Genomic DNA, 23,539 nt, shown 5'->3' on the forward strand with positions numbered 1-23,539 from the left:
TTACTGGCCTCTCACCCGGCCGGTCGCAGCGCCGCCAGCTGCTGCTCGAACGGCACCACTTCGGGCTCGGCGCCCTTCTTCGCAGGTCGTCCGGCCGCCATCGCGGACATCAGCCCGGTCAGCTCGCCGGCGGCCCGCTCGATCCGCCCGTCCAGCCCCTCGGCACCCCAGTCCTCCGAGGCGGCGTACACGCCGGTCGGGACGACCACGGCCCGCAGATGGGCGAAGAGCGGACGCAGCGCGTGCTCCAGGACCAGCGAGTGCCGGGCCGTGCCGCCGGTCGCGGCGATCAGCACCGGCAGGCCCGCCAGCGCGTCCTTCTCGATCACGTCGAAGAAGGACTTGAACAGTCCGCTGTACGACGCCGAGAACACCGGTGTGACGACGATGAGCCCGTCCGCCGAGGTGACCGCCTCGATCGCGGCGGCGAGCCGGCGCCCGGGGAAGCCGTTGGTGAAGTTGTGCGCGATCTCCACGGCGAGCTCGCGCAGCTCGACGACCTCGACCTCCACCGGGCCGGCGGCCTGCCGCAACACCGCGGCCGCCAGCCGGTCGCCCAGCAGCCGGGTGGAGGACGGGACGCTCAGCCCCGCGGACACGACGACGAGCTTCATGCGACGGTCACCTCCTGGGCGGCCTTGAGGGAAGCGTGGGTGGGGGCGTCGGGGACGCCGGCCGGGCGGCCGTTCGCGAACTCCTTGCGCAGTACCGGCACGACCTCCTCGCCGAGCATGTCGAGCTGCTCCAGGACGGTCTTCAGCGGCAGCCCGGCGTGGTCCATGAGGAAGAGCTGGCGCTGGTAGTCGCCGGCGTACTCCCGGAAGGACAGTGTCTTCTCGATCACCTGCTGCGGGGAGCCGACGGTCAGCGGCGTCTGGTCCATGAAGTCCTCCAGCGACGGGCCGTTTCCGTAGACCGGCGCGACGTCGAAGTAGGGGCGGAACTCGCGGATCGCGTCCTGGGAGTTCTTCCGCATGAAGACCTGGCCGCCGAGGCCGACGATCGCCTGCTCGGGCGTGCCGTGCCCGTAGTGGGCGTAGCGGGTCCGGTAGAGCTCGACCATCTGCTTGGTGTGACTGGCCGGCCAGAAGATGTTGTTGTGGAAGAAGCCGTCGCCGTAGTAAGCGGCCTGCTCGGCGATCTCCGGGGAGCGGATCGAGCCGTGCCAGACGAACGGCGCCACGCCGTCCAGCGGGCGGGGCGTGGACGTGAAGCCCTGCAGGGGCGTACGGAACTTCCCCTCCCAGTTCACGACGTCCTCGCGCCACAGCCGGTGCAGCAGGGCGTAGTTCTCGATGGCGAGGTTGATGCCCTGGCGGATGTCCTGCCCGAACCAGGGGTAGACCGGCCCGGTGTTGCCGCGGCCCATCATCAGGTCCATCCGGCCGTCGGCCAGATGCTGGAGCATCGCGAAATCCTCGGCGATCTTCACCGGGTCGTTCGTGGTGATGAGCGTGGTGGAGGTGGACAGCACCAGCCGCTCCGTCCGCGCCGCGATGTAGCCGAGCATCGTCGTCGGCGACGACGGCACGAACGGCGGGTTGTGGTGCTCGCCGGTCGCGAAGACGTCGAGCCCGACCTCCTCGGCCTTCAGCGCGATCGCGACCATGGCCTTGATGCGCTCACGCTCGGTCGGCGTACGGCCCGTGGTGGGGTCCGGCGTGACATCGCCGACGCTGAAGATCCCGAACTGCATGGTCGCTCACCCTCCAGGTTGTTGACGGTTCAACTATACCCGGAGAACTGTGACCGCCCGAGGACTATTCCCCGCCACCTCGCCAGTACGGATCCCGGCCCGTCCGCGCCAGCAGCCGCTCGAACGCCGACGCACCCGCGCGCTCCGCCACCGGCTCCCTGAACACCCCCATCTTCCTGGCCGTCGGCGCCAGCTCCTCCACCGCGCCCGACAACTCCGCCACGACCGCCTCGTCCGCACCCGGAAACTCCTGACCCGAAGCCCGCGCCAGATCCCACACATGCACCGTCAGATCGAGCAGCGCCATCGAGCCGACCAACCGCGCGGGCATGTTCATCCCACCGGTCAGACCCTCGTCCGCCCCCGGCGCGGACCAGGCCGCCACCAGCCGGTCAGCCTCCTCGGCGAGCCGCTCACGCCACTGCGGCCCCTCGGCGACCCGGTCCGGCGTCTCACCGAAGTCCGACGCCTCCTTCACGGCCAGCCGCTGGAACTGCACGATCACCTGGAAGAGGTGATTGACCAGCGCCCGCACGTCGTACTCGGCACAGGGCGTCGGAGCGCCGAGCACCTCGTCCGCAATACCCCGCACCACCGGAACCGCCCGCTCCCGCGCCATCCCCAGCAGCTCACCGATGCCGTACGTCTTCACCCGATTCGCATCCATGCTCCGACCGTAGGGACACACAGGCCTGCCCATCTTGAAGAAACGCGACGTACGATCCGGCCATGGAGGCACCCCGCCACGACACCCGCGGGATCGTCGACCCGTCCGCACTGCTGAGCCGCGTCCGGTTCCGCCGCCACGAGCCCGCCGAGCCACTGCGCCGCTACATCGAGTGGTACTGGCTGATCGACTGGGACCTGCCCACGCCCTACGCCTCCCACGTCGTCCCGCACCCGGCCGTCAACCTCACCTTCCAGTGGGACGAAGCCGAAGGACCGCCCTACGCCGAGGTCACCGGCGTGGCCCTGGGCCTGTTCACCCGGAAACTGACCGGCCGCGGCCGCGTCTGCGGAGTGAAGTTCCGCCCCGGCGGATTCCGCCCCTACACCCCCGGCGAACCCGTGTCCCGCTGGACCGGCCGCGCACTGCCCGCCCACGAGGTGTTCCCGACCGCCACCGCCGAGGCCGCCCACGCGATCGTCACCCCGCCCGACGACAAGACCCGCGTGACCGCACTCGACACCTTCCTCCGCACGCTCCCCTGCGCCCCGGACCCCCAGGCCGACCTCGCCACCACCCTCGTCCAGCGGATCCGCACCGACCGCACGGTCCGCCGCGTCGGCGACTTCGCCGACACACAGGGACTCTCCGTCCGGGCACTGCAACGGCTCTTCTCCACCTACGTCGGCGTCAGCCCCAAGTGGGTCCTCCTCCGCTACCGCATCCACGAAGCCCTGGAACAGGCCGGCACCCGCACCGACGTCGACTGGGCCGGCCTGGCCCACGAACTCGGCTATGCCGACCAGGCCCACCTGGTACGGGACTTCACGGCCACGGTGGGGGTGTCGCCGACGGTGTACGCGCAGGGAGTGGAGTGAGGGCGAGGGGCGGGCCGTCGCACCAGACCGGCCACGGCCCTCAGAAGTAGTACGTGTCCCCCGTGTCCAGCGCCAGCACCCGCTGCGGACCGCCCCCAGGGACCTCGCTCATCGCCCCGGCGCTCCCCGCAGTGTTACTGCCCGCCGTGCCACTGCCCGTCGTGTCGCTCGCCACCGTGTCGAACTCCAGCAGCACCTCCGACGGCGCGCCCTGCAGCCGCACCCGCAGACCGATCCGCTCGCCCACCTCCCCGGCGGCCAGCGGCCCGAGCCGGCACGTCACCGCCCGGTCGTCCGCCCGCACACACCCCGCCGGCAGCGCCTGCTTCTCCGCCAGCGGCTCCGACCAGCTGATCCGTACCGTCGGATCCGGCACGGCGGCCGACCCGAGATTGTGCGGCGTGAACCGCACGTCGACCTCGCCCGCCGCCAGGTCGACCGAGCCGTGATAGGCGAGATCCGCCTCCGGACCCCCTACCGCCCCGGCGGCGGACATCCCGAAGACCGCCGCCACGACGGCCGCCCCGCACACCGCAGCAACCCGCATCCGCCGCATACCGTCTCCTCACTCCACGTGGTCGTACGGATGTATCCCACGCGAAGCGGCCGACAGGCGCCCTCCAACAGGTGACACGAACACCCTCGGGCGAACCGGACGACCCGGGCGGCGGCTCAGGACGGTTCGTCGGGCAGCAGCCCCAGCTGCCCCAGGAACTCCATCTCGTCGAAGTAGAGCCGGTAATCCACGATCTGCCCGCTCTCGTCGACGGTGGCGAAGTCCACCCCGCGAATCCGGATCTCCTTCTGCGTCGCCGGCAGCGTCCGGCCGTCCGGCAACTGGATCGGCCCGGTGTTACGGCCGCTGAAGACGCCCTCGTCGATGGCGGTGTCACCGACCTCGTAGGCGTGCAACGACTCGTACGTGCCGTCCGGGATCGCCTGGGTCATCTGCCGCCAGTACTCGACGATGTCGTCCCGGCCGTGCAGCTCCCCGCCGTCCGGAGTGACGGCGACCGCGTCCTTCGCGTAGAGCCCGACGAGGCTCTCGGAATCGGCCGCGGTGACCGCCGCGGTGAGCCGGTCCATGACCTCACGTGCCTGTCCCATGATCCACCTCCAGCTCGGAAGATCACCCATCTCATTGTCCCACCGCAGCGCCCGCCTATCCTGGCCGGAGAGTCTCCCGCCCCGACCCGCACGAGGAGCACCCATGCCCACCGCCGCACCCTCCGCCGCCTCCCGCATCGCCGTCGTCACCGGTGCGAGCAGCGGAATCGGCGCCGCCACGGCACGGCAGCTCGCCGCGGCCGGCTACCGGGTCGTCCTGACGGCCCGCCGCAAGGACCGGATCGAGGCACTGGCGGAGGAGATCAACGCCGCGGGCCACTCGGCGACGGCCTACCAGCTCGACGTGACGGACCGCGCGGCCGTCGACGAGTTCGCGACGGCCTTCAGCGCGATCGGCGTCCTGGTCAACAACGCGGGCGGCGCACTCGGCGCCGACCCCGTCGCCACCGGCGACCCGGCCGACTGGCGCACGATGTACGAGACGAACGTCATCGGCACCCTGAACCTCACCCAGGCCCTGCTCCCCAAGCTGGAAGCCGGCGGCGACGGCACGGTGGTCGTCGTCTCCTCCACCGCCGGCCACTCCACCTACGAGGGCGGCGCGGGCTACGTCGCCGCCAAGCACGGCGCGCACGTCCTCGCCGAGACCCTGCGCCTGGAGATCGTCGGCCGCCCGGTCCGCGTCATCGAGGTCGCCCCCGGCATGGTGAAGACCGACGAGTTCGCCCTCACCCGCTTCGGCGGCGACGAGGAAAAGGCATCCAAGGTCTACGCGGGCGTCGCCGAACCCCTCACGGCAGACGACGTGGCGGAGACCATCACCTGGGCGGTGACCCGCCCCAGCCACGTCAACATCGACCTCCTGGTCGTCCGCCCCCGCGCCCAGGCCTCCAACACGAAGGTGCACCGGGAACTATGACCCCCGACCGCAAGGACCCCCACAACGAACGCCAGATGTGGTGGTGGCTCGGCTACTTCCTCTTCGGCATCCACATCGTGGCGTTCGTGATGATCTACGCGGTGACGCACGCCCCGAAGTAACCCACAGGGGTGAACCCCCTCGATCACCCGAACGGACGCCGAACCGGCGACCTAGGCTCGCGCCACAACATCAAATCGACGGCCCCCGCCCGGGATACCGCCCGGACGAGGGCCTGACCAGCAAGGAAGGAAAGAGCTTCCTCATGGCTGACTGCGAGCCTAGCGTCCACCGGTTCATGGACCTCACGGTCCCCGAGTACGCGTACATGTTCGGCTTTTTGCAGGCGGATGGGCACCTGGCAAAAGGTGCGGGCCACAAGGGCCGCCTGACTGTCGAGATCAACGCCCGAGACGTCGAACTGCTGCGTAGGTTTCAGAAGCTGACGCCGTACTACAGCAGCATCTCCGAGCGCACTCGATCCACGAACTTCGCCGAGACGCACACCTCGGCCACCTGGACCCTGTGTTCCCTCGAAGCCAGGACCAGGCTCAACGAACTAGGCCTGCCGTACGGCCGCAAGTCGGGGACGATCACCCCACCCGGCGTCGAGTTCTCGCCGCGCGACTACCTGCGGGGCCTCATCGACGCCGACGGCTCCGTGGGATTCACCAGCAAGGGCTTACCCTTCGTCTCTCTCACCACAGCGAGCACAGCCATCGCCGCCTACCTGTCCGACTACGCGAAAGAGGTCACGGGCGCCGCACGCATCCTCAAGCGCAACACCCGCGACAGCGTCTACAACCTCTTCTACACAGTGGAGTTGGCCCAGAGCCTTGCCTCCCACCTCTACTACGCCGACTGCCTGTCATTGGAACGGAAGCAGGCAACGGCTGACTCACTCGGCACCTGGTCCCGCCCCGCGGGCATGAGGGCTGCCCACACGCAGCGCCGCTGGAATGAGCGCGAGGACCGAGTCCTGCTGGAACTCAACAGCGCGAAGGCCGCCGCCGACGAACTCGGCAGGACCACCCAAAGCTGCAACCTCCGCCTCTGGCGCCTGCGCACCGGCCAAGTCCCCCTGCCGAGCGATCAGTGACCCGAATGAACGAGGCCCCCGGTTCAGCCGGGGGCCTCTCGCGTCAGCCCTTCACGCACACGACCTGCTTCAGCTTCGCCACGACCTCCACCAGGTCCCGCTGCTGGTCGATGACCTGCTCGATCGGCTTGTAGGCGCCCGGAATCTCGTCCACGACACCGGAGTCCTTACGACACTCCACACCCCGCGTCTGCTCCTCGAGGTCCTTCGTGGTGAACCGACGCTTCGCCGCGTTGCGGCTCATGCGCCGACCCGCGCCGTGCGAGGCGGAGTTGAAGGACTTCTCGTTGCCCAGGCCCTTCACGATGTACGAACCCGTGCCCATGGAGCCCGGGATGATCCCGTACTCGCCGGAGCCGGCCCGGATCGCGCCCTTACGGGTCACGAGCAGGTCCATGCCGTCGTAGCGCTCCTCGGCCACGTAGTTGTGGTGCGCGCTGATCTCGGGCTCGAACGTCGGCTTCGCTTTCTTGAACTCCTTGCGGATCACGTCCTTCAGGAGCGCCATCATGATCGCGCGGTTGTACTTGGCGTACTCCTGCGCCCAGAACAGGTCGTTGCGGTATGCCGCCATCTGCGGCGTGTCCGCGACGAAGACGGCGAGGTCACGGTCGACCAGGCCCTGGTTGTGCGGGAGCTTCTGAGCCACGCCGATATGGAACTCGGCCAGCTCCTTGCCGATGTTGCGCGATCCGGAATGCAGCATCAGCCACACCGACCCGGAATCGCAAATGTTTACCTCTGCAAAGTGATTTCCTCCGCCAAGCGTTCCCATCTGCTTCCCGGCCCGTTCCCGACGGAACTTCACCGCATCCGCGATCCCGTCGAAGCGACCCCAGAAGTCACTCCACGGCGCCACCGGGAAGCCGTGCAGCCGGGCCGGGTTCACCGGATCGTCGTGCATGGCGAAGCCCACCGGAATCGCCTGCTCGATCTTCGACCGCAGCCGCGACAGATCACCCGGCAGGTCGTTCGCCGTCAGCGACGTCTTCACCGCCGACATCCCGCACCCGATGTCCACCCCCACCGCCGCCGGACAAACAGCCCCCTGCATGGCGATGACGGAACCGACCGTCGCCCCCTTGCCGAAGTGCACGTCCGGCATCACGGCGAGGCCCTTGATCCACGGCAGGGTCGCGACGTTCCGCAGCTGCTGCAGGGCCACGTCCTCGACCGTCGCCGGGTCGGTCCACATACGGATGGGTACCTTCGCGCCCGGCATCTCCACGTACGACATATCGTCCTCATTCCCCCGGAAAACACATACAAGTCTGAAATCGCAAAACCGGCGCCAAGGTCGATGAAAAGGGACAACGGACCGGCGTCCACGGCACTGCGTGCGATACACATTGTCTCCAGTGGGCGCCCCCGCGCGGCAAGCGAATAACCAGCGGGGACACTGAAGACCGGCAACCGACCGACCACACCCCCACCGTCGAGAGGAGCCTGACCGTGCAGCGGAAGGCGTACGTATCCGGCGTCGCCGCGCTCCTCGCGGCCCTGCTGGCCGGCTGCACCGGCAGTTCCGACACCGGCGGCACGGCCGACGACTCCAACCCGGGCGACTCCGGCACGGCGGCCGTGACGGCGGAGCCCGGCCGGTACGACTCGCTGCCGGAGCCGTGCGGGGTGATCGACGAGGACACGCTCGACTCCCTGCTCCCCGGCATCCGGCAGATCACGGACGCCGAGCAGCGCGAGAAGGCCTACGAGGGCACGCCGACGCTCACCTTCGACACCGACCGCAAGGTGGGCTGCCGTTGGAAGGTCGACTCGGCCGATGCCACCGACCATCTCTTCGTCGACTTCGAGCGGGTCGTTTCGTACGACACGTCGGTCAGCGACGACAGCGAGGCGCAGACGCTCTTCGCGTCGCGGCAGGTGGCGGCGGATCTTCCCGAGCCGACGAGTTCGGAGTCCGGCAGCGGGACTGCCGGGTCAGCCGATCCGAGCGGCTCGCCTTCCTCCTCGCCGTCGAACTCCGCGTCCCCGTCCGTTTCCTCCTCCGTTTCGTCCTCCGGTTCCCCGGCCGCGTCCGCGTCCGAGTCGGAGTCCGCCGACGGTGCGACGTCGGCCGAACTCCAGCCCCGTGTCCTGGAGGATCTCGGCGACGAGGCCTTCCTCGACGACGAGCTCGGCAGCTCGGGTTCGACGGCTCAGCAGCGCACGGTGACTGTGGCGTTCCGCACGTCCAACGTGATCGTGACCATCGCGTACGAGGAGCAGCCGGCCACGGTCGGCGCGGTGCCGGACAGTGAGGAAATGCAGGACAGGGCCCAGAATCTGGCCGCGCGACTGGCTGACGCGCTCTCGGATTAGCGGGTCGTGTTCACACCTTCGCGCTCTGGTGCGACGTAACCGAAACGAGACCGCACAGCTTCTTCACCGCGTACCGTGGCCCCTCGGACCCGATCCGACGGCAGGAACCACGAGTGTCAGTCATGAGTGAAGGAACCATGCAGCGAGCAGCGAACCGAGACCAGGATGACCGGCGTGAGCAGCGTGAGCAGTGGGCGAGGGGCCTGCGTCGCGTTCTTGTCTGCGCGGCAGCCGTCCCCGTGATGCTGATCGCCGCGGGCTGCTCCTCGGACTCCGGTTCGGCGGAGAAGGCGGGCGACGACAGTGCGAAGACGTCGGCGTCGGAGTCGGCGAGTCCGTCGCCGACGGTGCAGGCGGCTGTGTTCAAGTCGTTGCCGCAGCCGTGCAAGGTGCTGGCGAAGAAGACGCTGGAGGATCTGGTTCCGGAGGCCAAGTCCGGTAAGACGGGCACTTCGGACAGCGCGTCGACGCGCGGTTCGTGCTCCTGGAGCAGTCTGGACAACAACGGTGTGAAGGGCTCGCAGTTCCGCTGGCTGAACGTCTCGCTGCTGCGCTTCGAGTCGGACGTGACGCGCGGTTCGGGGGCGCAGCTGGCGCAGGAGTACTTCCGGACGCAGGTGCAGGACGCGAAGTCGGTGTCGGGTGCGAAGAACTCCAAGTCGGAGGAGCTGGCCGGGCTGGGCGACGAGGCGACGGCGGTGCGCTACGACCTGAAGAAGAAGGAGGGTTCCTTCAAGCAGGAGACGGTCGTGGCGCGGGTGGAGAACGTCGTGGTGACGCTCGATTACAACGGTGCCGGTCTGGCCGGTGAGAAGGCTCCGAGCGCGGACACCTTGAACAAGCTGGCGCAGAAGGCGGCCAAGGAGGTCGTGGCGTCGGTGGCGAAGGAGAACGACGGCGGCGGTTCGGGCACGCCGAGTGGCGCCCCTTCGAAGTCGGCGTCGAAGTCTCCCTCGTCGAGCCCGTCGAAGTCGGCGTCCGCCTCCCCGTCCAAGTCAGCGGCGAAGAAGAGCTGACCGTCACACCTGGCGCTCCGCCGGGTCACAACTCGCAGCTCAGCCTGGCTCTTTGCGGGAGCCCGGTCCCCCTTGGGGCCGGGCTCGTGCCGTACCGGCAGCGCGTACGCCGTATGGATGTGCCACCCTGTTGCGCGCAACAACACGCAAGGGGAGGGGAGTACGAGTGGCCGGGCCACCGCAGCTGACTCGGATGCACCGCGTTCTCATCGGCGTGGTCGTGTTCGGCGCCGTGATCATCGCCGGCATCGGCTTCGCCGGTTCGTACGCGGCCGTCCGTGAGCTGGCTATCCAGAAGGGCTTCGGGAACTTCAGCTATGTGTTCCCGATCGGCATCGACGCGGGCATCTGTGTCCTCCTTGCTCTCGACCTCCTGCTGACCTGGATCCGAATACCCTTCCCGCTGCTGCGGCAGACCGCCTGGCTGCTGACGGCCGCGACGATCGCGTTCAACGGCGCGGCGGCGTGGCCGGACCCGCTGGGCGTCGGCATGCACGCGGTGATCCCGATTCTGTTCGTGGTGGCCGTGGAGGCCGCCCGGCACGCGATCGGCCGTATTGCGGACATCACGGCCGACAAGCACATGGAGGGCGTCCGCCTCACGCGCTGGCTGCTCTCGCCGCTGCCGACGTTTCTGCTGTGGCGCCGTATGAAGCTGTGGGAGCTGCGCTCGTACGACCAGGTCATCAAGCTGGAGCAGGAGCGGCTGGTGTATCAGGCCAGGCTGCGTTCGCGTTTCGGCCGGGCGTGGCGGCGCAAGGCGCCGGTGGAGTCGTTGATGCCGCTGCGTCTGGCGCGGTACGGCGTTCCGCTCGCGGACACGGCTCCGGCGGGGTTGGCGGCGGCGGGGATCGAGCCGGCGTTGTTGCCGCCGGCCCCGAAGCAGGCGTTGGACGCGGCGCCGGTGGCGGAGGCCGCGGTTGCGCCCGCGGCCGTGAGCGCGGGGCGTCGTCCTGTGGAGCCGGCGCCGGTTCCGCAGCAGGCGGCTCCTGCCGCGGAGCAGCGCCCCGAGATGCTCGATGCCCCCGGGGACGTGCAACAGGAGTACCTGCAGGACTGGTTCAACACTCCCCGGAGCGTCGAGTACCAGGGCGGCTACAACCCCCAGTACAACCCGCAGGACCACCTCCAGGACTGGTACTCGGAGCAGCGGCAGGCCGAGCAGTACCTCGACCAGTACGAGGTGGAGCCCCCGGTTCAGGAGCCCTCCCCGGAGGACACCGGAACGTTCCCCATCCCGGTGACGGGCAACCGTACGCGTCAGCTCGGTGAGGGCGGTGGTCCTCCGGAGCGTCCGGACCCGACCGAGGAGGACTACTACCAGGTCTTCAAGAAGTCGATCGGTGGCACGGGCTACCCGACTCAGCGCGAGTTCAGCGAGAACGTGGAGGCGGAGTTCGGCATCGCTCTCCTGCCGGACGAGGCCAAGCGCATGGTCAACCGGTTCACGAAGCTCTACAACACGGAGCTGGAAGAGGACCACATCGCCTGACCCGCAGCACGAAAAAGGGGCCCTCGGCAGAGGGCCCCTTTCCCGTACGGCTTACTCGCCGAGCAGCGTCCGCACCCGCTCCTGCCCCACCGCCAGCAGCAGGGTGGGCAGTCGCGGACCGGTGTCCCGGCTCACGAGCAGGTGGTACAGCAGGGCGAAGAACGTCCGCTGGGCGGTCTTGATCTCGGCCGGCAGTTCCTTGGGGGTGGCGTCCGCGGAGAATCCGGCCTGCACCTTGGGCACGCCGTAGACGAGGTGGGTCAGCCCGTCGAGCGACCAGTGCTCGGCGAGCCCGTCGAGCAGCAGTCGCAGGGACTGCTGGGAGGCCTCGTCGAGGGACTTCAGCAGCTCGGTGTCGGGCTCCTCGCGGACGATGGTCCGCTGGTCGGCGGGTACCTGCGTGTTGATCCACGCCTCGGCCTTGTCGTACCGGGGGCGGGCCTCGTCCAGGGTGGACAGCGGGTTCTCCGGGTCCAGCTCGGAGAGGATCCGCAGTGCCTGGTCCGCGTGTCCGGCGGTGATGTCGGCGACGGACGCGAGGGTCCGGTAGGGCAGCGGTCGCGGGGTGTGCGGCAGCTCGCCGGCGGCGGTGCGTACGGCACGGGAGTGCGCGGCGATGTCGGCGGGCAGGGCGGAGCCGTCGGCCACCTTGGCGTCCAGCTTGTCCCACTCGTCGTAGAGCCGCTGGATCTCCTGGTCGAAGGCGATCTTGAAGGACTGGTTGGGCCGGCGGCGGGCGTAGAGCCAGCGCAGGATCTGCGGCTCCATGATCTTCAGGGCGTCGGCCGGGGTGGGCACCCCGCCCCGCGAGGACGACATCTTCGCCATCCCGGAGATCCCCACGAAGGCGTACATCGGCCCGATCGGCTGCTTGCCGCCGAAGATGCCGACGATCTGGCCGCCGACCTGGAAGGACGACCCGGGCGAGGAGTGGTCGACGCCGCTCGGTTCGAAGACGACGCCCTCGAAGGCCCAGCGCATGGGCCAGTCGACCTTCCAGACCAGCTTGCCGCGGTTGAACTCGTTCAGCCGGACGGTCTCGGCGAAGCCGCACTCGTTGCAGGTGTACGACAGTTCGGTGGTGTCGTCGACGTAGGAGGTGACGGTCGTGAGGTCCTTCTCGCAGTTGCCGCAGTAGGGCTTGTACGGGAAGTACCCGGCGGAGCCGGAGCTGCCGTCGTCCTCGCCGGCCGCGCCGGAGCCCTCGGCGGCCTCCAGCTCGGCCTCGTCGACCGGCTTCTGCGACTTCTTGGCGCCGGCCTTGGGCTTGGTGCGGTACTGGGCGAGCACGGCGTCGATGTCGCCGCGGTGCTTCATGGCGTGCAGGATCTGCTCGCGGTAGACACCGGAGGTGTACTGCGTGGTCTGGCTGATCCCGTCGAACTCGACGCCGAGCTCGGCGAGCGACTCGACCATCGCGGCCTTGAAGTGCTCGGCCCAGTTCGGGTACGACGACCCCTGCGGCGCCGGCACGGAGGTCAGCGGCTTGCCGATGTGCTGGGCCCACGACTCGTCGACCCCGGCGACGCCGGCCGGCACCTTGCGGTAGCGGTCGTAGTCGTCCCAGGAGATCAGGTGCCGGACCTCGCGCCCGCGGCGCCGGATCTCGTCGGCGACCAGGTGCGGGGTCATGACCTCGCGCAGGTTGCCCAGGTGGATGGGGCCGGAGGGGGAGAGGCCCGAGGCGACGACGACCGGTTTGCCCGGGGCCCGACGCTCCGACTCCTCGATGACCTCATCCGCGAAACGGGAGACCCAGTCGGTGGTCTCGGTGCTCTGAGCCACGATCGGCACGTCCTTCTTTCTCCAGGGCAGCCGTACGGTCAACGGCCGGCCCCCATTCTCCCAGACGGCATCGCGCCCGGGAAAACCGCTTTACCCCCCATGGGATACTGAGCGTGTCTATCGATTCCCACGAGGAGAACGGCACCCATCCCATGACCTCGGTCACGTCGCTCACCGCTCAAGTCCAGCAGCGCCTCGCGAACGCCCTCTCGGCCACCCGGCCGGAGGCCGCCGCGGACCCGCTGCTCCGACGCAGCGACCGGGCCGACTTCCAGGCCAACGGGATCCTGGCCCTCGCGAAGAAGGCGAAGTCGAACCCGCGGGAGCTGGCGACGGAGGTCGTCGGCAACATCGTCACGGGTGATGTGATCAAGGATGTCGAGGTCTCGGGCCCGGGCTTCCTGAACATCACGGTCGCCGACCGGGCGATCACGGAGAACCTCGCCGCGCGGCACGCGGACGGCGAGCGGCTCGGCGTGCCGCTGAAGGAGAACGCGGGGATCACGGTCGTCGACTACGCCCAGCCGAACGTGGCGAAGGAGATGCACGTCGGCCACCTGCGGTCGGCGGTGATCGGTGACGCGCTGCGCGGCATGCTCGACTTCACCGGCGAGAAGACGATCGGCCGGCACCACATCGGCGACTGGGGCACCCAGTTCGGCATGCTCATCCAGTACCTGTTCGAGCACCCCGGCGAGCTGGCCCCCGCGGCCGACGTCGACGGCGAGCAGGCGATGAGCAACCTGAACCGGGTGTACAAGGCGTCGCGTGCGGTCTTCGACGCGGACGAGGAGTTCAAGGAGCGCGCCCGGAAGAGGGTCGTGGCGCTCCAGTCCGGCGACAAGGAAACCCTGGAGCTGTGGCAGCAGTTCGTGGACGAGTCGAAGGTCTACTTCTACTCGGTCTTCGAGAAGCTGGACATGGAGATCCGTGACGACGAGATCGTCGGGGAGTCCGCGTACAACGAGGGCATGCCCGAGACGGCCCGGCTCCTGGAGGAGATGGGTGTCGCGGTGCGCTCCGAGGGCGCGCTGGTGGTGTTCTTCGACGACATCCGCGGCAAGGACGACCAGCCGGTTCCGCTGATCGTGCAGAAGGCCGACGGCGGCTTCGGCTATGCCGCCTCCGACCTGACGGCGATCCGCAACCGGGTCTTCGACCTGCACGCGACATCGCTGCTGTACGTCGTGGACGTGCGTCAGTCGCTGCACTTCAAGATGGTCTTCGAGGCTGCCCGGCGGGCGGGCTGGCTGACCGACGCGGTCACGGCGCACAACATGGGCTACGGCACGGTGCTCGGCGCGGACGGCAAGCCGTTCAAGACGCGTGAGGGTGAGACCGTACGGCTTGAGGACCTGCTGGACGAGGCCGTGCAGCGGGCCGCCGAGGTCGTACGGGAGAAGGCGCAGGACCTCACCGAGGACGAGATCCAGGAGCGGGCCGCGCAGGTCGGCATCGGCGCGGTGAAGTACGCGGACCTGTCGACGTCGCCGAACCGGGACTACAAGTTCGACCTGGACCAGATGGTGTCGCTGAACGGCGACACGTCGGTGTACCTCCAGTACGCGTACGCCCGGATCCAGTCGATCCTGCGCAAGGCGGGCGAGGCGAAGCCGGCCGCGCATCCGGAGCTGGAGCTGCACGCGGCGGAGCGGGCGCTGGGTCTGCACCTGGACGCGTTCGGCGACACGGTCTTCGAGGCGGCCGCGGAGTACGCCCCGCACAAGCTGGCCGCGTACCTGTACCAGCTGGCGTCGCTGTACACGTCGTTCTACGACAAGTGCCCGGTGCTGAAGGCTCAGACGCCGGAGCAGGTGGAGAACCGGCTGTTCCTGTGCGATGTCACGGCCCGGACGCTGCACCAGGGCATGGCTCTGCTGGGCATCCGGACGCCCGAGCGGCTCTGAGCGCTTTCGGGACAAACTCCGGACCTCTAGACCGCGGCCCGTCCTTCCTCGCGGGAGGGACGGGCCGCGGTCTGCTGCTCACCGGGTGAGGGTCCGGCTCAGCAGGGGTAGAAGACGCTCATGTCGTTGGCAAACCGCTGGAAGGCGCCCTTGGTGCCCGATCCGGCGATCCCGTCGATGGCGCCGGTGTAGCCCCAAGCGTGCTTCAGCATGCGCTGGAGTGCCTTGATCGTGTTGGGGCCGACGATTCCGTCGATGCTGTCGTTGTAGTCCCAGTACTCCCTGAGCCAGCGCTGCATCGCCTTCCAGCTGTTGGTGCCCAGCAGCCCGTCAATGGCGCCGGTGTAGCTCGCGGGAGCCGTGCGCAGGAAGCACTGGGTGTTCTTGGCCTGCTGGCTGCTCAGTCCGAGGTTGTTCACCGCGAGCGGGACGGCGGCCTCTGCGCTCACCGACGGCTTGGTGCCCTGTGCGGAGTCCGCGAAGGCGGCGCCCGCGCCCGCCAGGCTGCCGGCCGCGATGCCGACGGCCGCGGTGAGGCTGACGAGTGTCTTCGTCAGAGCTCGCATTCTTTTCCCCTCCGATACGTGCGGTACGTGCGGAACTTGCGGTACTTGCGAGACGTGCGACGGTCGAACCGACCGCGCCGGCCGGTTCGGCAACGAGAGTGCGCCGGGGCGGCGGTTGGCCACCACGAATGCCGCACAAGTGACGTCATCGCGGGACGCCCTACCCGTTGACCTGCGAGAACGCCGGCCGCGGAGACGTCGGCGCGGGACGCGTGAGGCGGGCGTTGGCCGATTCCGTACCCGTGCGGCGACCGGCTCCCGGTGCGGTCGGCGGATGCTGATGCAGAATGCGGCGAGGGGCGAGGGGGCCGCTGACCACGGACCGTGCGCCCGGACCGTGAACGCGAATGGGGGGAACATGTCGCGTTGGGCAGTGCTGCCCGCCGGACTGGATCCGCGCGTACGGCAGTTGGTGGTGCGGTTGCGCAGGCTGAAGGATCACAGCGGGCTGACTCTGCGGCAGTTGGCGGCGCGGACGGGGTACAGCCAGAAGTCGTGGGAGCGGTATCTGGGCGGCAGGAGCCTTCCGCCCGCCCGGGCGGTCGAGGCGCTGGCCCGGGTCGTGGACGAGGACCCGACGCGGTTGCTGGCGTTGCGCGAGGTCGCCGGGGAGGCGTGGGCGAGAAGGCGAGCCGAGGCTGCCGCGCCCCAGGAGGCGGCCGCTGAGCCGGAGCTCCTCCCCGTCGAGGCAGCAGCCGTCATCGAGCCCACCGGGTCACCGGAGCCCGGCCGTTCGGCGCGGGTCGCGCTGGTCGCCGGGGCCGTCGCGCTGGTCCTGGCCCTCTCCACGGCCGCCCTCCTCGCCGTCCGGCTGAGCGCCGGCGACGCGTCGCAACCGACGACTCCCCTCGCCGCGACCGCCGGGCCGGCGTCCCCGCCGGCCTCGCGGCCCGCGGCACCGGCGTACATCTGCCGGCTGGAGCGGATCGACGGCCACTGGTACGCGGGTCTCAGCCGCACCCGGGGCGCCGTCCTGGCGAACGGCCACGCGGGGCCCGACGTGGCCGAGGCGCAGTGTCTGCTGCGCCGGGCGGGCCTGTCGCCGGGCGTGATCGACGGGATCTTCGGGCCGCTGACGGAGGGCGCGGTCCGGCGGGCGCAGCAGCGGGCGGGGCTGGTCGTGGACGGCATCATCGGTCCGCACACCTGGAAGGCCCTACGACGATGACGGCGCCGTCACCGGAGCGGGCGCGGCTGGCGACCGTGCTGCGGGAGCTGAAGGGGCGCACGGGTCTGAGCCTGGCCGGGCTCGCGGCGAAGACGGCGTTCAGCAAGTCGTCCTGGGACCGCTATCTCAACGCCAGGACGCTTCCACCGCGGGACGCGGTACGGGAGCTCTGCCGTCTGGCCGGCGAGCCGGAGGGGCGCTGTGTGGCTCTGTGGGAGATCGCGGAGTCGGAGGGGAGCGGGCGGGCGGCGCAGGGGCCGCGCACCCCGTCTCCGCGCACTCCGTCTCCGCGCACTCCGTCCCCACGCACCCCGTCCCCACGCACCCCGTCTCCACGCACTCCGCCGGCATCGGCTCCCGCGCCTGCCGAGGAGTCCCCGCACACCGGCCGCGGCCGGGACGCGCAGCGCGGTGCCACGCTCGTCGCGGTGCTCGCGTCGGTGTCCGCCGTGGTCGTCGGGGGCGTCGCCGCGGTGGTCCTGCTGCTGCCGTACCCGGACGGCGAACCGAGCGCCTCGCTGTCGGCGCCTCCGTCCGCCGCCGCACCGCTCTGCCGGGAGGCGGGCTGTGAGGGCAGGAGCCCGATGCTGATGAAGTGCGCCTCGGTGCCGGACACCCTCGCCTCGTACCGGACCGCCACCGGGGCCTGGCTGGAGCTGCGCTACAGCCGGGCGTGCGGGACGAGTTGGGCCGGGATGCGGGGGACGCGGGTCGGCGACCGGCTGGAGGTGTCGGCGCGCGGCGGGGAAGGCGGCGAGAGCCATGGCCGTGTGCGCGGCGCGGAGACCCGGGACGGCGTCGACGCGCATTCCTACGTCTACACCCCTATGACCGCGTCCCGCCCGGGCACGGTCGTGCGGGCCTGCTTCCTCCCGGCAGAGGGCGGCGGTACGGAGTGCTTCGGCGGCACGGTGCTGGGGTGAGCACATGTTGAAAGGAGCACGCTGACGGGTGAGTTGTCAGTGCCGCCCCCTACAGTCACGGGCATGGCGACACTTCCGAACCCGCTGCCGAAGCTGACGAGTGATCCCTCGGGCGCCGCTCTCGGGCTCCGACTCCCGCCGGGGAGCCTCCTCGACGGGACCGACGAGGGACCGTGGCACGAGCCGCTGCTGTGGCTCGCCGACGACCGGGCGCGGCCCGGCGACTGGGCCGCGCTGGCCCCGGCCCGGCGGACCGGCCTGCTGCCGGTCGTCGTCGAGGGGAGCGGGCGCCATGGCGGCCCGGAGGGCTGGGAGTTGGTGCCGGGCGACATGTCGTACCCGGGGGATCACGACGCCGAGGAGGTGCTGGCGGATCTCTGGGAGGAGTACGCGGCCGGGGAGACGCAGCAGGACTGGCCGGGCTTGACCGCCTCCCCCGGCTCCGGTTCCGTGGTCGACGCGGAGACGGCGGCCGCCGAGATCGCGGACTCCCTGGTCGAGAGCGGCGGTCTGCTGGAGGACCCGCGGCTGGCGCTCGTCCCGGCCCGCCGCAGCGCGGACGTCCCGGCGGCGATCGGCTGGACGGGTCCGGCCAACCACGAGGACACCGCCCGCCTCTGCGCGGTGCTCCGCTCCTGGGAGGACCGCTTCGGGATACGGGTCGTGGCGCTCGGCTTCGACCACCTGCTCGTGTCCGTGGCGCTGCCGCCGACCACCCTGGCCGAGGCGGAGGCCGTCGCCGCCGAGCACTTCGCGTTCTGCCCCGACAACCTGCTCCAGAGCGGCGACACCACGATCCGCGCCTACGCCGAGAACCGCCTCCTCAACCAGCCGGCCTGGCACTTCTGGTGGGACTGACGGGCCGCGCGGCCCTCAGCCCAGCAGGGTCGTCCCGTCCGGTACGACGATGCCGAACTCCTCGTCGAGCAGTCGGCGCGCCTCCTCCTCCCGCGTCACCTCCCGCTCGACGACCTTCCCGTCGGCCCGCGTCTCGGTGAGGAGCCGGCCGTGCAGGAGGAGGTGGCGTTCGGCGGTGAGGCCTCGGACGTAGACGCGCTGGGTGAAGGGGGAGCGCGGGTTGGTGCCGATGTGCCAGTTGATGACCTCGAAGTCGGGCTGCTCGAACGGCTCCAGGGTGAAGGCGTACTGGTCCGCCCAGTCGTCCTTCGCCGGGTCGTGGGCCTGGAGCACCCACAGCTGGAGCGGCCCGTCGTGGGGCACGTGCGTGAGCCGGTGCCGGCGTTCCGCGTCCCGGAACTCGACGCCTGCGGTCAGCGGCACGGGCTCCAGCAGTGCCCCTGCGGCGCCGAAGCCGACGTCCGCGAGATACGGCCGCGGGTCGCCGGGCGCCTCGACGACCAGCGCCATGTGGGTGCGCGGGCGGCTCTCGATGCGGTCGGCGCCCACGACGACGCGCGCCGCGAGCCGGGTCACCTTGAAGCCCAGGGTCTCCAGGGCGTGCGCGAAGAGCGTGTTGTGCTCGTAGCAGTAGCCGCCGCGCCGGCTGTGCACGAGCTTGGCCATCAGGTCGGCGATCTTCAGGGAGGGGGCGGTGCGCCGCAGGGCGTCCAGGTTCTCGAAGGGGATGCCGCGCAGGTGCGCCAGATGGACGCCCCGCAGCGTGGCCGGGTCGGCCCGCGGCTCCCCCTCCCAGCCGATGCGCCGGAAGTACGCGTCGAGGTCGAACCGCAGGGTGTCGGACATGTCCTCAGCCTAGGAAGGCGCGCTCGCCCCGTCTGCGGACCGCAGCCCGACCCGCCCTGGGCCCATGGCCCTAGGACCCCCAGCTGTCCTCAAGCCCGCCGGCCCGGCGACCGCAGCCCCTCCCCCAGCCGCCGCAGGCCCTCCCCGATCTCCTCCGGCGTCTGCGTCACGAAGCACAGCCGCAGCGTGGACCGGTCCGGCTCCCCGGCGTAGAAGGGCGCCCCGGGAACGTAGGCGACGTCGTGCCGCACCACCTCGGGCAGCAGGGCCGTCGCGTCGTACGACTCCGGCAGCCGGACCCAGACGAACATGCCGCCCTCGGGCCGGTTCCAGGTCGAGCCCTCGGGAAGGGCCCCCGCCAGCCCCGCGAGCATGGCGTCGCGGCGTCCGCGGTAGACGTCCCGGACGCGGGCCACGTGTGCGTCGAGGGTGCCGAGACAGCGGGCGGCGGCGAGCTGGTTGAGGGTCGGGGTGTGCAGGTCGGCGGCCTGCTTGGCGACCGCGCAGGCCCGCCGCAGGTCGGCCGGTGCCCGCAGCCAGCCCAGCCGCAGCCCCGGCGCCATCACCTTCGAGAAGGAGCCGAGCAGCACCGTGCGGTCCTCGGCGCCCGGGTACGAGGCGATCCAGGGGACGTGCTCGCCCTCGTAGCGGAGCTCGCCGTAGGGGTCGTCCTCGGCGATCCACACGCCGCGCCGGGCGGCGACGCGGGCGACGGCGGCCCTGCGGTCGGCGGGCAGCGTCCGGCCGGTCGGGTTCTGGAAGGTGGGGACGGTGTAGAAGAGCTTCGGCCGTTCCCGCGCCACCAGTTCCTCCAGCGCGAGCGGATCCACCCCGTCCGCGTCGCCGGGCACGGCGACGACACGGGCTCCCGCGAGACCGAAGACCTGAAGGGCCGCCAGGTAGCAGGGGTCCTCGACCAGGACCGTGTCCCCCGGGTCGAGCAGGGCGGTGGCCAGCAGGGACAGGCCCTGCTGGGACCCGGTGGTGACGAGCAGGTCGTCGGTGTCGGTCGCGAGCCCGCGCTCGGTCATGCGCGCGGCGAGCCCGGCGCGCAGGCCCGGCTCGCCCTCGGTCGTGGAGTACTGCAGGGCCCGCGCGGACGTCTCGGCGAACACGTCCCGGAAGGCGGCCGCCATGCCCTCCCGGTCGAACAGTTCCGGCGCCGGCAGGCCGCCCGCGAAGTTGATGACCTCGGGTCGCGCGGTGACGGCGAGGATGTCCCGCACGGGCGAGCCGCCGACGGTCGCGGTCCTCGCCGCGAGCGGCGGCACGGCGGCCGGGGCGGGACGGGGCGCGGGCTCGATGACGGTCATGACACGGCTCCTTGTGCTGCGCGGGCGGGGTGAGGGCTCGTGCCGGGCAGCCTAGAGAAGTACGTGTCGCCTACAAGTGACTTTCCGGGATACGGACCTCACCGCCGCCTCGCGTCCCACGCCGAGCCGTTGGGATGGGGTATCCCAGCAGGTCAGCGAATGTCCCGCGGCTGGTCCGTCCCGAATTCCCGGTCGACGGTGGCGGCCGGGGCGGATGATCACGCAGGCTGGGACGGACCCCAACCCCCACGCAAGGAGAGGGCCACCCGATGTCCGCGTCCGCACCCCCCGCCCGTCACCCCCGCGCCCGGCTGCTCGCGGCCACGCTGGTGGCGCTCGCCGCGCTGACGCTCACCGCGTGCGAGGACGGCCAGGGCCTGCGCGACGAGGGCCCCTCGACCCCGACCAGCCCCACGGCACCGACGACACCGACGCCCGAGGGCCGGTGACGTGGGTCAGCTCCGGCCCAGCTTCTGCGCGGCCTCGGTCGCCCAGTACGTGAGGATGTTGCGGGCACCCGCCCGCTTGATGCCGGTCAGTGACTCCAGGATCGCCCGGTCCCGGTCGATCCAGCCCTTCTCGGCGGCGGCCTCGATCATCGAGTACTCACCGGAGATCTGGTAGGCGGCGACCGGCACGTCCACCGCGTCGGCGACCCGCGCCAGGATGTCGAGGTAGGGCCCGGCCGGCTTGACCATCACCATGTCGGCGCCCTCCTCCAGGTCGAGGGCCAGCTCGCGCAGCGACTCCCGTGCGTTCGCCGGGTCCTGCTGGTACGTCTTGCGGTCGCCCTTCAGCGACGAGCCGACGGCCTCGCGGAAGGGCCCGTAGAAGGCGGAGGCGTACTTGGCGGTGTAGGCGAGGATGGCGACATCCTCGCGGCCGATCTGGTCGAGGGCGTCGCGGACGACGCCGATCTGCCCGTCCATCATCCCGCTGGGCCCCACGACATGGGCGCCGGCGTCGGCCTGCACCTGGGCCATCTCGGCGTACCGCTCCAGGGTCGCGTCGTTGTCGACGCGCCCTTGCGCGTCCAGGACCCCGCAGTGCCCGTGATCGGTGGTCTCGTCCAGGCACAGGTCGGACATGACGAGCAGGTCGTCCCCGACCTCGGCCCGCACGTCCCGGATGGCGACCTGGAGAATCCCGTCCGGGTCGGTCCCCGGCGTACCGAGGGCGTCCTTCTTCTCCTCCTCCGGCACTCCGAAGAGCATGATCCCGGAGACCCCGGCCTCGACGGCCTCGGCGGCGGCCTTCTTCAGGCTGTCCCGCGTGTGCTGGACGACACCCGGCATCGCGGCGATCGGCACCGGCTCGCTGACGCCCTCGCGCACGAAGGCCGGGAGGATGAAGTCGGCGGGGTGCAGCCTGGTCTCGGCGACCATGCGCCGCATGACGGGGGTGGTCCGCAGACGCCGTGGCCGCGTACCGGGGAAGGATCCGTACGTCGTCATGCACCTACGCTACGCCCGCCCCGGGAGCGCCTTTGCCGACGGCCGGTCGGGACGGGCCCGGCATGCGGCGGCCCCACTGCGGGGTCCATCCTGGAGGAGAAAGCCAAAACATCCCAAAGCCTGCCCATCCCCTCCGTACGCGACCACGGAGGCCGCGATGACCGCCACCCATCACCACATCCCCGGCCTGTTCGCCCTGTCCGAGATCCACGGCCCGGTCCTGCGCCCCGGCGACGACGGCTACGCCGACGAGGTCACCGGCTTCAACCTGGCCGCCCTGCACACGCCCGACGTGGTCGTGGGCGCGACGGGCGCCGACGACGTCGTGACGGCCCTGCGCTGGGCGACGGCCACCGGCACGCCGGTCGCGGTCCAGGCGACGGGACACGGCGCGAACTTCCCCATCGACCACGGCCTGCTGATCAGCACGGCCCGCATGACGGACGTACGCGTCGACCCGGACCGGCGCCTGGCGACCGTCGCGGCCGGCGCGAAATGGAGCCATGTGCTGGAGGCGGCCGCACCGCACGGCCTGGCCGCCCTCGCCGGCACCTCCACGGACGCCGGCTCGATCGGCTACACGCTGGGCGGCGGACTCCCCGTCCTGGGCCGGGCCTACGGCTACGCGTCCGACCTGGTCCGCTCGTTCCAGGTCGCCACTCCCGACGGCACGCTGCTCGAGTGCGACCCCGAGCACGAGCCCGAACTGTTCTGGGCGCTGCGCGGCGGCAAGGGCAACGTCGGCGTGGTCACCTCCATGACCTGCGAGTTGCTCCCCCTAGCCACGATCCTCGGCGGCGGCGTCTACAGCCCCGGCGAACACGCCGAGGCCGTGCTGCGCACCTGGACCGACTGGACGCGCACCCTCCCCGACGAGATGTGCAGCGCCTTCACGCTGCTCAGGCTGCCGCCCATCCCGGAGATCCCCGAACCCCTGCGGGGCGGCTTCTGGGCCCGCGTGGCGATCGCCTGGCCCGGCGACCCGGCTGAGGGTGAACGCCTGCTGGCCCCGATCCGCGCGGCGGCGCCGGTCGCCGTCGACACGGTGGAGGAGATGCCGTACACGGCCCTGGACCGCATCCACATGGAGCCCCAGGACCCGCTGCCCGCGCGGGAGTGCTGCGCCCTGCTGCGCGACCTCTCTCCCGAGGCGGTCCGCACGTTCCTGTCGCAGGCGGGCCCCGAGGTCGGGGACTACCCCCTCCTCATGGTGGAGCTCCGCCACCTCGGCGGCGCCCTCGCCCGCCCCGCCGCCCATGAGGACGCCATCTCCGCGCGGGACGCGGCCTACATCCTGGAAACGGTGGGCGTCCTGGCCGCACCACCGGCGGCGGAGGCCATCGAGCGGGCCACGACGTCGCTGTACGAGGCGATGGCGCCCTACGGCACGGGCCGCACGATGGTGAACCTCCACGGCACCCCGGGCGGCACCGCCGACCGGGCCCGCGCGTGGACCCCGGAGGCCTACGACCGCCTGCGCCGGGACAAGGCGACCTACGACCCGGCCAACCTGCTCCGCTTCGGCCACACGATCGCGTCCTAGCGGCTCAGCACCTCAGCGTCTC

General features: G+C 70.8%; 24 protein-coding genes. 13 read left to right on the forward strand and 11 right to left on the reverse strand.

Going from position 1 to position 23,539, the window contains the following annotated elements; translation table 11 throughout:
* Positions 1-11 precede the first annotated feature (11 nt).
* The 3 genes from ACIRD7_RS28835 to ACIRD7_RS28845 form a co-directional block, all read right to left on the reverse strand.
* Positions 12-614, reverse strand: coding sequence for a CE1759 family FMN reductase (locus ACIRD7_RS28835; protein ID WP_403458134.1), 603 nt, complete (start codon positions 612-614; stop codon positions 12-14).
* Positions 611-1,696, reverse strand: a complete 1,086-nt coding sequence (locus ACIRD7_RS28840) for an LLM class flavin-dependent oxidoreductase (RefSeq protein WP_403458136.1) — start codon at positions 1,694-1,696, stop codon at positions 611-613. The genes ACIRD7_RS28835 and ACIRD7_RS28840 overlap by 4 nt, the downstream gene beginning before the upstream one ends.
* 64 nt (positions 1,697-1,760) lie before the next feature.
* Positions 1,761-2,363 (reverse strand): TIGR03086 family metal-binding protein, encoded by a 603-nt coding sequence (locus ACIRD7_RS28845; protein WP_403458137.1) that lies wholly within the window; start codon positions 2,361-2,363, stop codon positions 1,761-1,763.
* 62 nt (positions 2,364-2,425) lie between these two features.
* Between ACIRD7_RS28845 and ACIRD7_RS28850 the strand changes: the two genes are divergently transcribed.
* Complete coding sequence (locus ACIRD7_RS28850; protein ID WP_403458140.1) at positions 2,426-3,241, forward strand: DUF6597 domain-containing transcriptional factor; 816 nt, start codon at positions 2,426-2,428, stop codon at positions 3,239-3,241.
* A gap of 40 nt (positions 3,242-3,281) precedes the next feature.
* Here the strand turns inward: ACIRD7_RS28850 and ACIRD7_RS28855 are convergent, their stop codons facing one another.
* Together ACIRD7_RS28855 and ACIRD7_RS28860 are read right to left on the reverse strand one after the other, a co-directional pair.
* On the reverse strand, positions 3,282-3,788 hold the full coding sequence (locus ACIRD7_RS28855) for a hypothetical protein (RefSeq protein ID WP_403458224.1): 507 nt from the start codon (positions 3,786-3,788) through the stop codon (positions 3,282-3,284).
* A 125-nt stretch (positions 3,789-3,913) separates the two neighbouring features.
* Complete coding sequence (locus ACIRD7_RS28860; RefSeq protein ID WP_403458141.1) at positions 3,914-4,348, reverse strand: ester cyclase; 435 nt, start codon at positions 4,346-4,348, stop codon at positions 3,914-3,916.
* A gap of 103 nt (positions 4,349-4,451) precedes the next feature.
* Here ACIRD7_RS28860 and ACIRD7_RS28865 point away from each other — a divergent pair, with 103 nt between their 5' ends.
* The 3 genes from ACIRD7_RS28865 (at position 4,452) to ACIRD7_RS28875 (ending at position 6,327) form a co-directional block, all read left to right on the forward strand.
* Positions 4,452-5,228: an SDR family NAD(P)-dependent oxidoreductase gene (locus ACIRD7_RS28865; RefSeq protein WP_403458143.1), complete on the forward strand. Its 777-nt coding sequence runs from the start codon at positions 4,452-4,454 to the stop codon at positions 5,226-5,228.
* Positions 5,225-5,350: a hypothetical protein gene (locus tag ACIRD7_RS28870; protein WP_389449662.1), complete on the forward strand. Its 126-nt coding sequence runs from the start codon at positions 5,225-5,227 to the stop codon at positions 5,348-5,350. The genes ACIRD7_RS28865 and ACIRD7_RS28870 overlap by 4 nt, the downstream gene beginning before the upstream one ends.
* 176 nt (positions 5,351-5,526) lie before the next feature.
* On the forward strand, positions 5,527-6,327 hold the full coding sequence (locus tag ACIRD7_RS28875) for an LAGLIDADG family homing endonuclease (protein WP_403458145.1): 801 nt from the start codon (positions 5,527-5,529) through the stop codon (positions 6,325-6,327).
* Between the two features lie 43 nt (positions 6,328-6,370).
* Here the strand turns inward: ACIRD7_RS28875 and ACIRD7_RS28880 are convergent, their stop codons facing one another.
* Positions 6,371-7,564 (reverse strand): RtcB family protein, encoded by a 1,194-nt coding sequence (locus tag ACIRD7_RS28880; RefSeq protein WP_403458146.1) that lies wholly within the window; start codon positions 7,562-7,564, stop codon positions 6,371-6,373.
* A 215-nt stretch (positions 7,565-7,779) separates the two neighbouring features.
* Between ACIRD7_RS28880 and ACIRD7_RS28885 the strand changes: the two genes are divergently transcribed.
* The 3 genes from ACIRD7_RS28885 (at position 7,780) to ACIRD7_RS28895 (ending at position 11,154) form a co-directional block, all read left to right on the forward strand.
* Positions 7,780-8,646: a DUF3558 domain-containing protein gene (locus ACIRD7_RS28885; protein WP_403458148.1), complete on the forward strand. Its 867-nt coding sequence runs from the start codon at positions 7,780-7,782 to the stop codon at positions 8,644-8,646.
* Positions 8,647-8,783: 137 nt separating this feature from the next.
* Positions 8,784-9,662 (forward strand): DUF3558 family protein, encoded by an 879-nt coding sequence (locus ACIRD7_RS28890; protein WP_403458150.1) that lies wholly within the window; start codon positions 8,784-8,786, stop codon positions 9,660-9,662.
* 193 nt (positions 9,663-9,855) lie between these two features.
* Positions 9,856-11,154 carry a DUF2637 domain-containing protein gene (locus tag ACIRD7_RS28895; protein ID WP_403458153.1) on the forward strand — a complete coding sequence of 433 codons (1,299 nt, stop codon included), beginning with the start codon at positions 9,856-9,858 and terminating at the stop codon, positions 11,152-11,154.
* A gap of 51 nt (positions 11,155-11,205) precedes the next feature.
* Here ACIRD7_RS28895 and lysS read toward each other — a convergent pair whose 3' ends face one another.
* Complete coding sequence (gene lysS, locus ACIRD7_RS28900) at positions 11,206-12,948, reverse strand: lysine--tRNA ligase (protein WP_403458154.1); 1,743 nt, start codon at positions 12,946-12,948, stop codon at positions 11,206-11,208.
* 143 nt (positions 12,949-13,091) lie between these two features.
* Between lysS and argS the strand changes: the two genes are divergently transcribed.
* Positions 13,092-14,846 carry an arginine--tRNA ligase gene (gene argS, locus ACIRD7_RS28905; protein WP_403458226.1) on the forward strand — a complete coding sequence of 585 codons (1,755 nt, stop codon included), beginning with the start codon at positions 13,092-13,094 and terminating at the stop codon, positions 14,844-14,846.
* 98 nt (positions 14,847-14,944) lie between these two features.
* On the opposite strand, the gene ACIRD7_RS28910 is transcribed toward argS, so the two are convergent.
* Positions 14,945-15,412: a peptidoglycan-binding protein gene (locus tag ACIRD7_RS28910; protein WP_403458155.1), complete on the reverse strand. Its 468-nt coding sequence runs from the start codon at positions 15,410-15,412 to the stop codon at positions 14,945-14,947.
* A gap of 358 nt (positions 15,413-15,770) precedes the next feature.
* On the opposite strand from ACIRD7_RS28910, the gene ACIRD7_RS28915 reads away from it, so the two are divergent.
* The 3 genes from ACIRD7_RS28915 to ACIRD7_RS28925 all read left to right on the forward strand — a co-directional run bounded on the left by ACIRD7_RS28915 (position 15,771) and on the right by ACIRD7_RS28925 (position 18,361).
* Positions 15,771-16,580, forward strand: coding sequence for a peptidoglycan-binding protein (locus ACIRD7_RS28915; RefSeq protein WP_403458156.1), 810 nt, complete (start codon positions 15,771-15,773; stop codon positions 16,578-16,580).
* Entirely contained in the window at positions 16,577-17,503 is a 927-nt protein-coding gene (locus ACIRD7_RS28920; protein WP_403458157.1) for a DUF2690 domain-containing protein, read from the forward strand. The genes ACIRD7_RS28915 and ACIRD7_RS28920 overlap by 4 nt, the downstream gene beginning before the upstream one ends.
* 63 nt (positions 17,504-17,566) lie before the next feature.
* The gene (locus ACIRD7_RS28925) at positions 17,567-18,361 is read left to right on the forward strand and encodes a DUF4253 domain-containing protein (RefSeq protein ID WP_403458158.1); all 795 of its coding nucleotides are present in this window, start codon (positions 17,567-17,569) and stop codon (positions 18,359-18,361) included.
* Between the two features lie 15 nt (positions 18,362-18,376).
* On the opposite strand, the gene ACIRD7_RS28930 is transcribed toward ACIRD7_RS28925, so the two are convergent.
* Together ACIRD7_RS28930 and ACIRD7_RS28935 are read right to left on the reverse strand one after the other, a co-directional pair.
* Entirely contained in the window at positions 18,377-19,207 is an 831-nt protein-coding gene (locus tag ACIRD7_RS28930; RefSeq protein WP_403458159.1) for an arylamine N-acetyltransferase, read from the reverse strand.
* 89 nt (positions 19,208-19,296) lie between these two features.
* Entirely contained in the window at positions 19,297-20,520 is a 1,224-nt protein-coding gene (locus tag ACIRD7_RS28935) for a PLP-dependent aminotransferase family protein (RefSeq protein WP_403458160.1), read from the reverse strand.
* A 269-nt stretch (positions 20,521-20,789) separates the two neighbouring features.
* On the opposite strand from ACIRD7_RS28935, the gene ACIRD7_RS28940 reads away from it, so the two are divergent.
* Positions 20,790-20,969 (forward strand): hypothetical protein, encoded by a 180-nt coding sequence (locus ACIRD7_RS28940; protein ID WP_403458162.1) that lies wholly within the window; start codon positions 20,790-20,792, stop codon positions 20,967-20,969.
* Positions 20,970-20,975: 6 nt separating this feature from the next.
* Here ACIRD7_RS28940 and hemB read toward each other — a convergent pair whose 3' ends face one another.
* Positions 20,976-21,974, reverse strand: a complete 999-nt coding sequence (hemB, locus tag ACIRD7_RS28945) for a porphobilinogen synthase (RefSeq protein WP_403458163.1) — start codon at positions 21,972-21,974, stop codon at positions 20,976-20,978.
* A gap of 157 nt (positions 21,975-22,131) precedes the next feature.
* Between hemB and ACIRD7_RS28950 the strand changes: the two genes are divergently transcribed.
* A complete protein-coding gene (locus ACIRD7_RS28950) occupies positions 22,132-23,517 on the forward strand; it encodes an FAD-binding oxidoreductase (protein WP_403458164.1) in 1,386 nt (461 codons plus the stop codon).
* Positions 23,518-23,539: the final 22 nt, after the last annotated feature.

It is taken from the genome of Streptomyces sp. NPDC093568 (genome assembly GCF_044764945.1).
Lineage (GTDB): Bacteria > Actinomycetota > Actinomycetes > Streptomycetales > Streptomycetaceae > Streptomyces.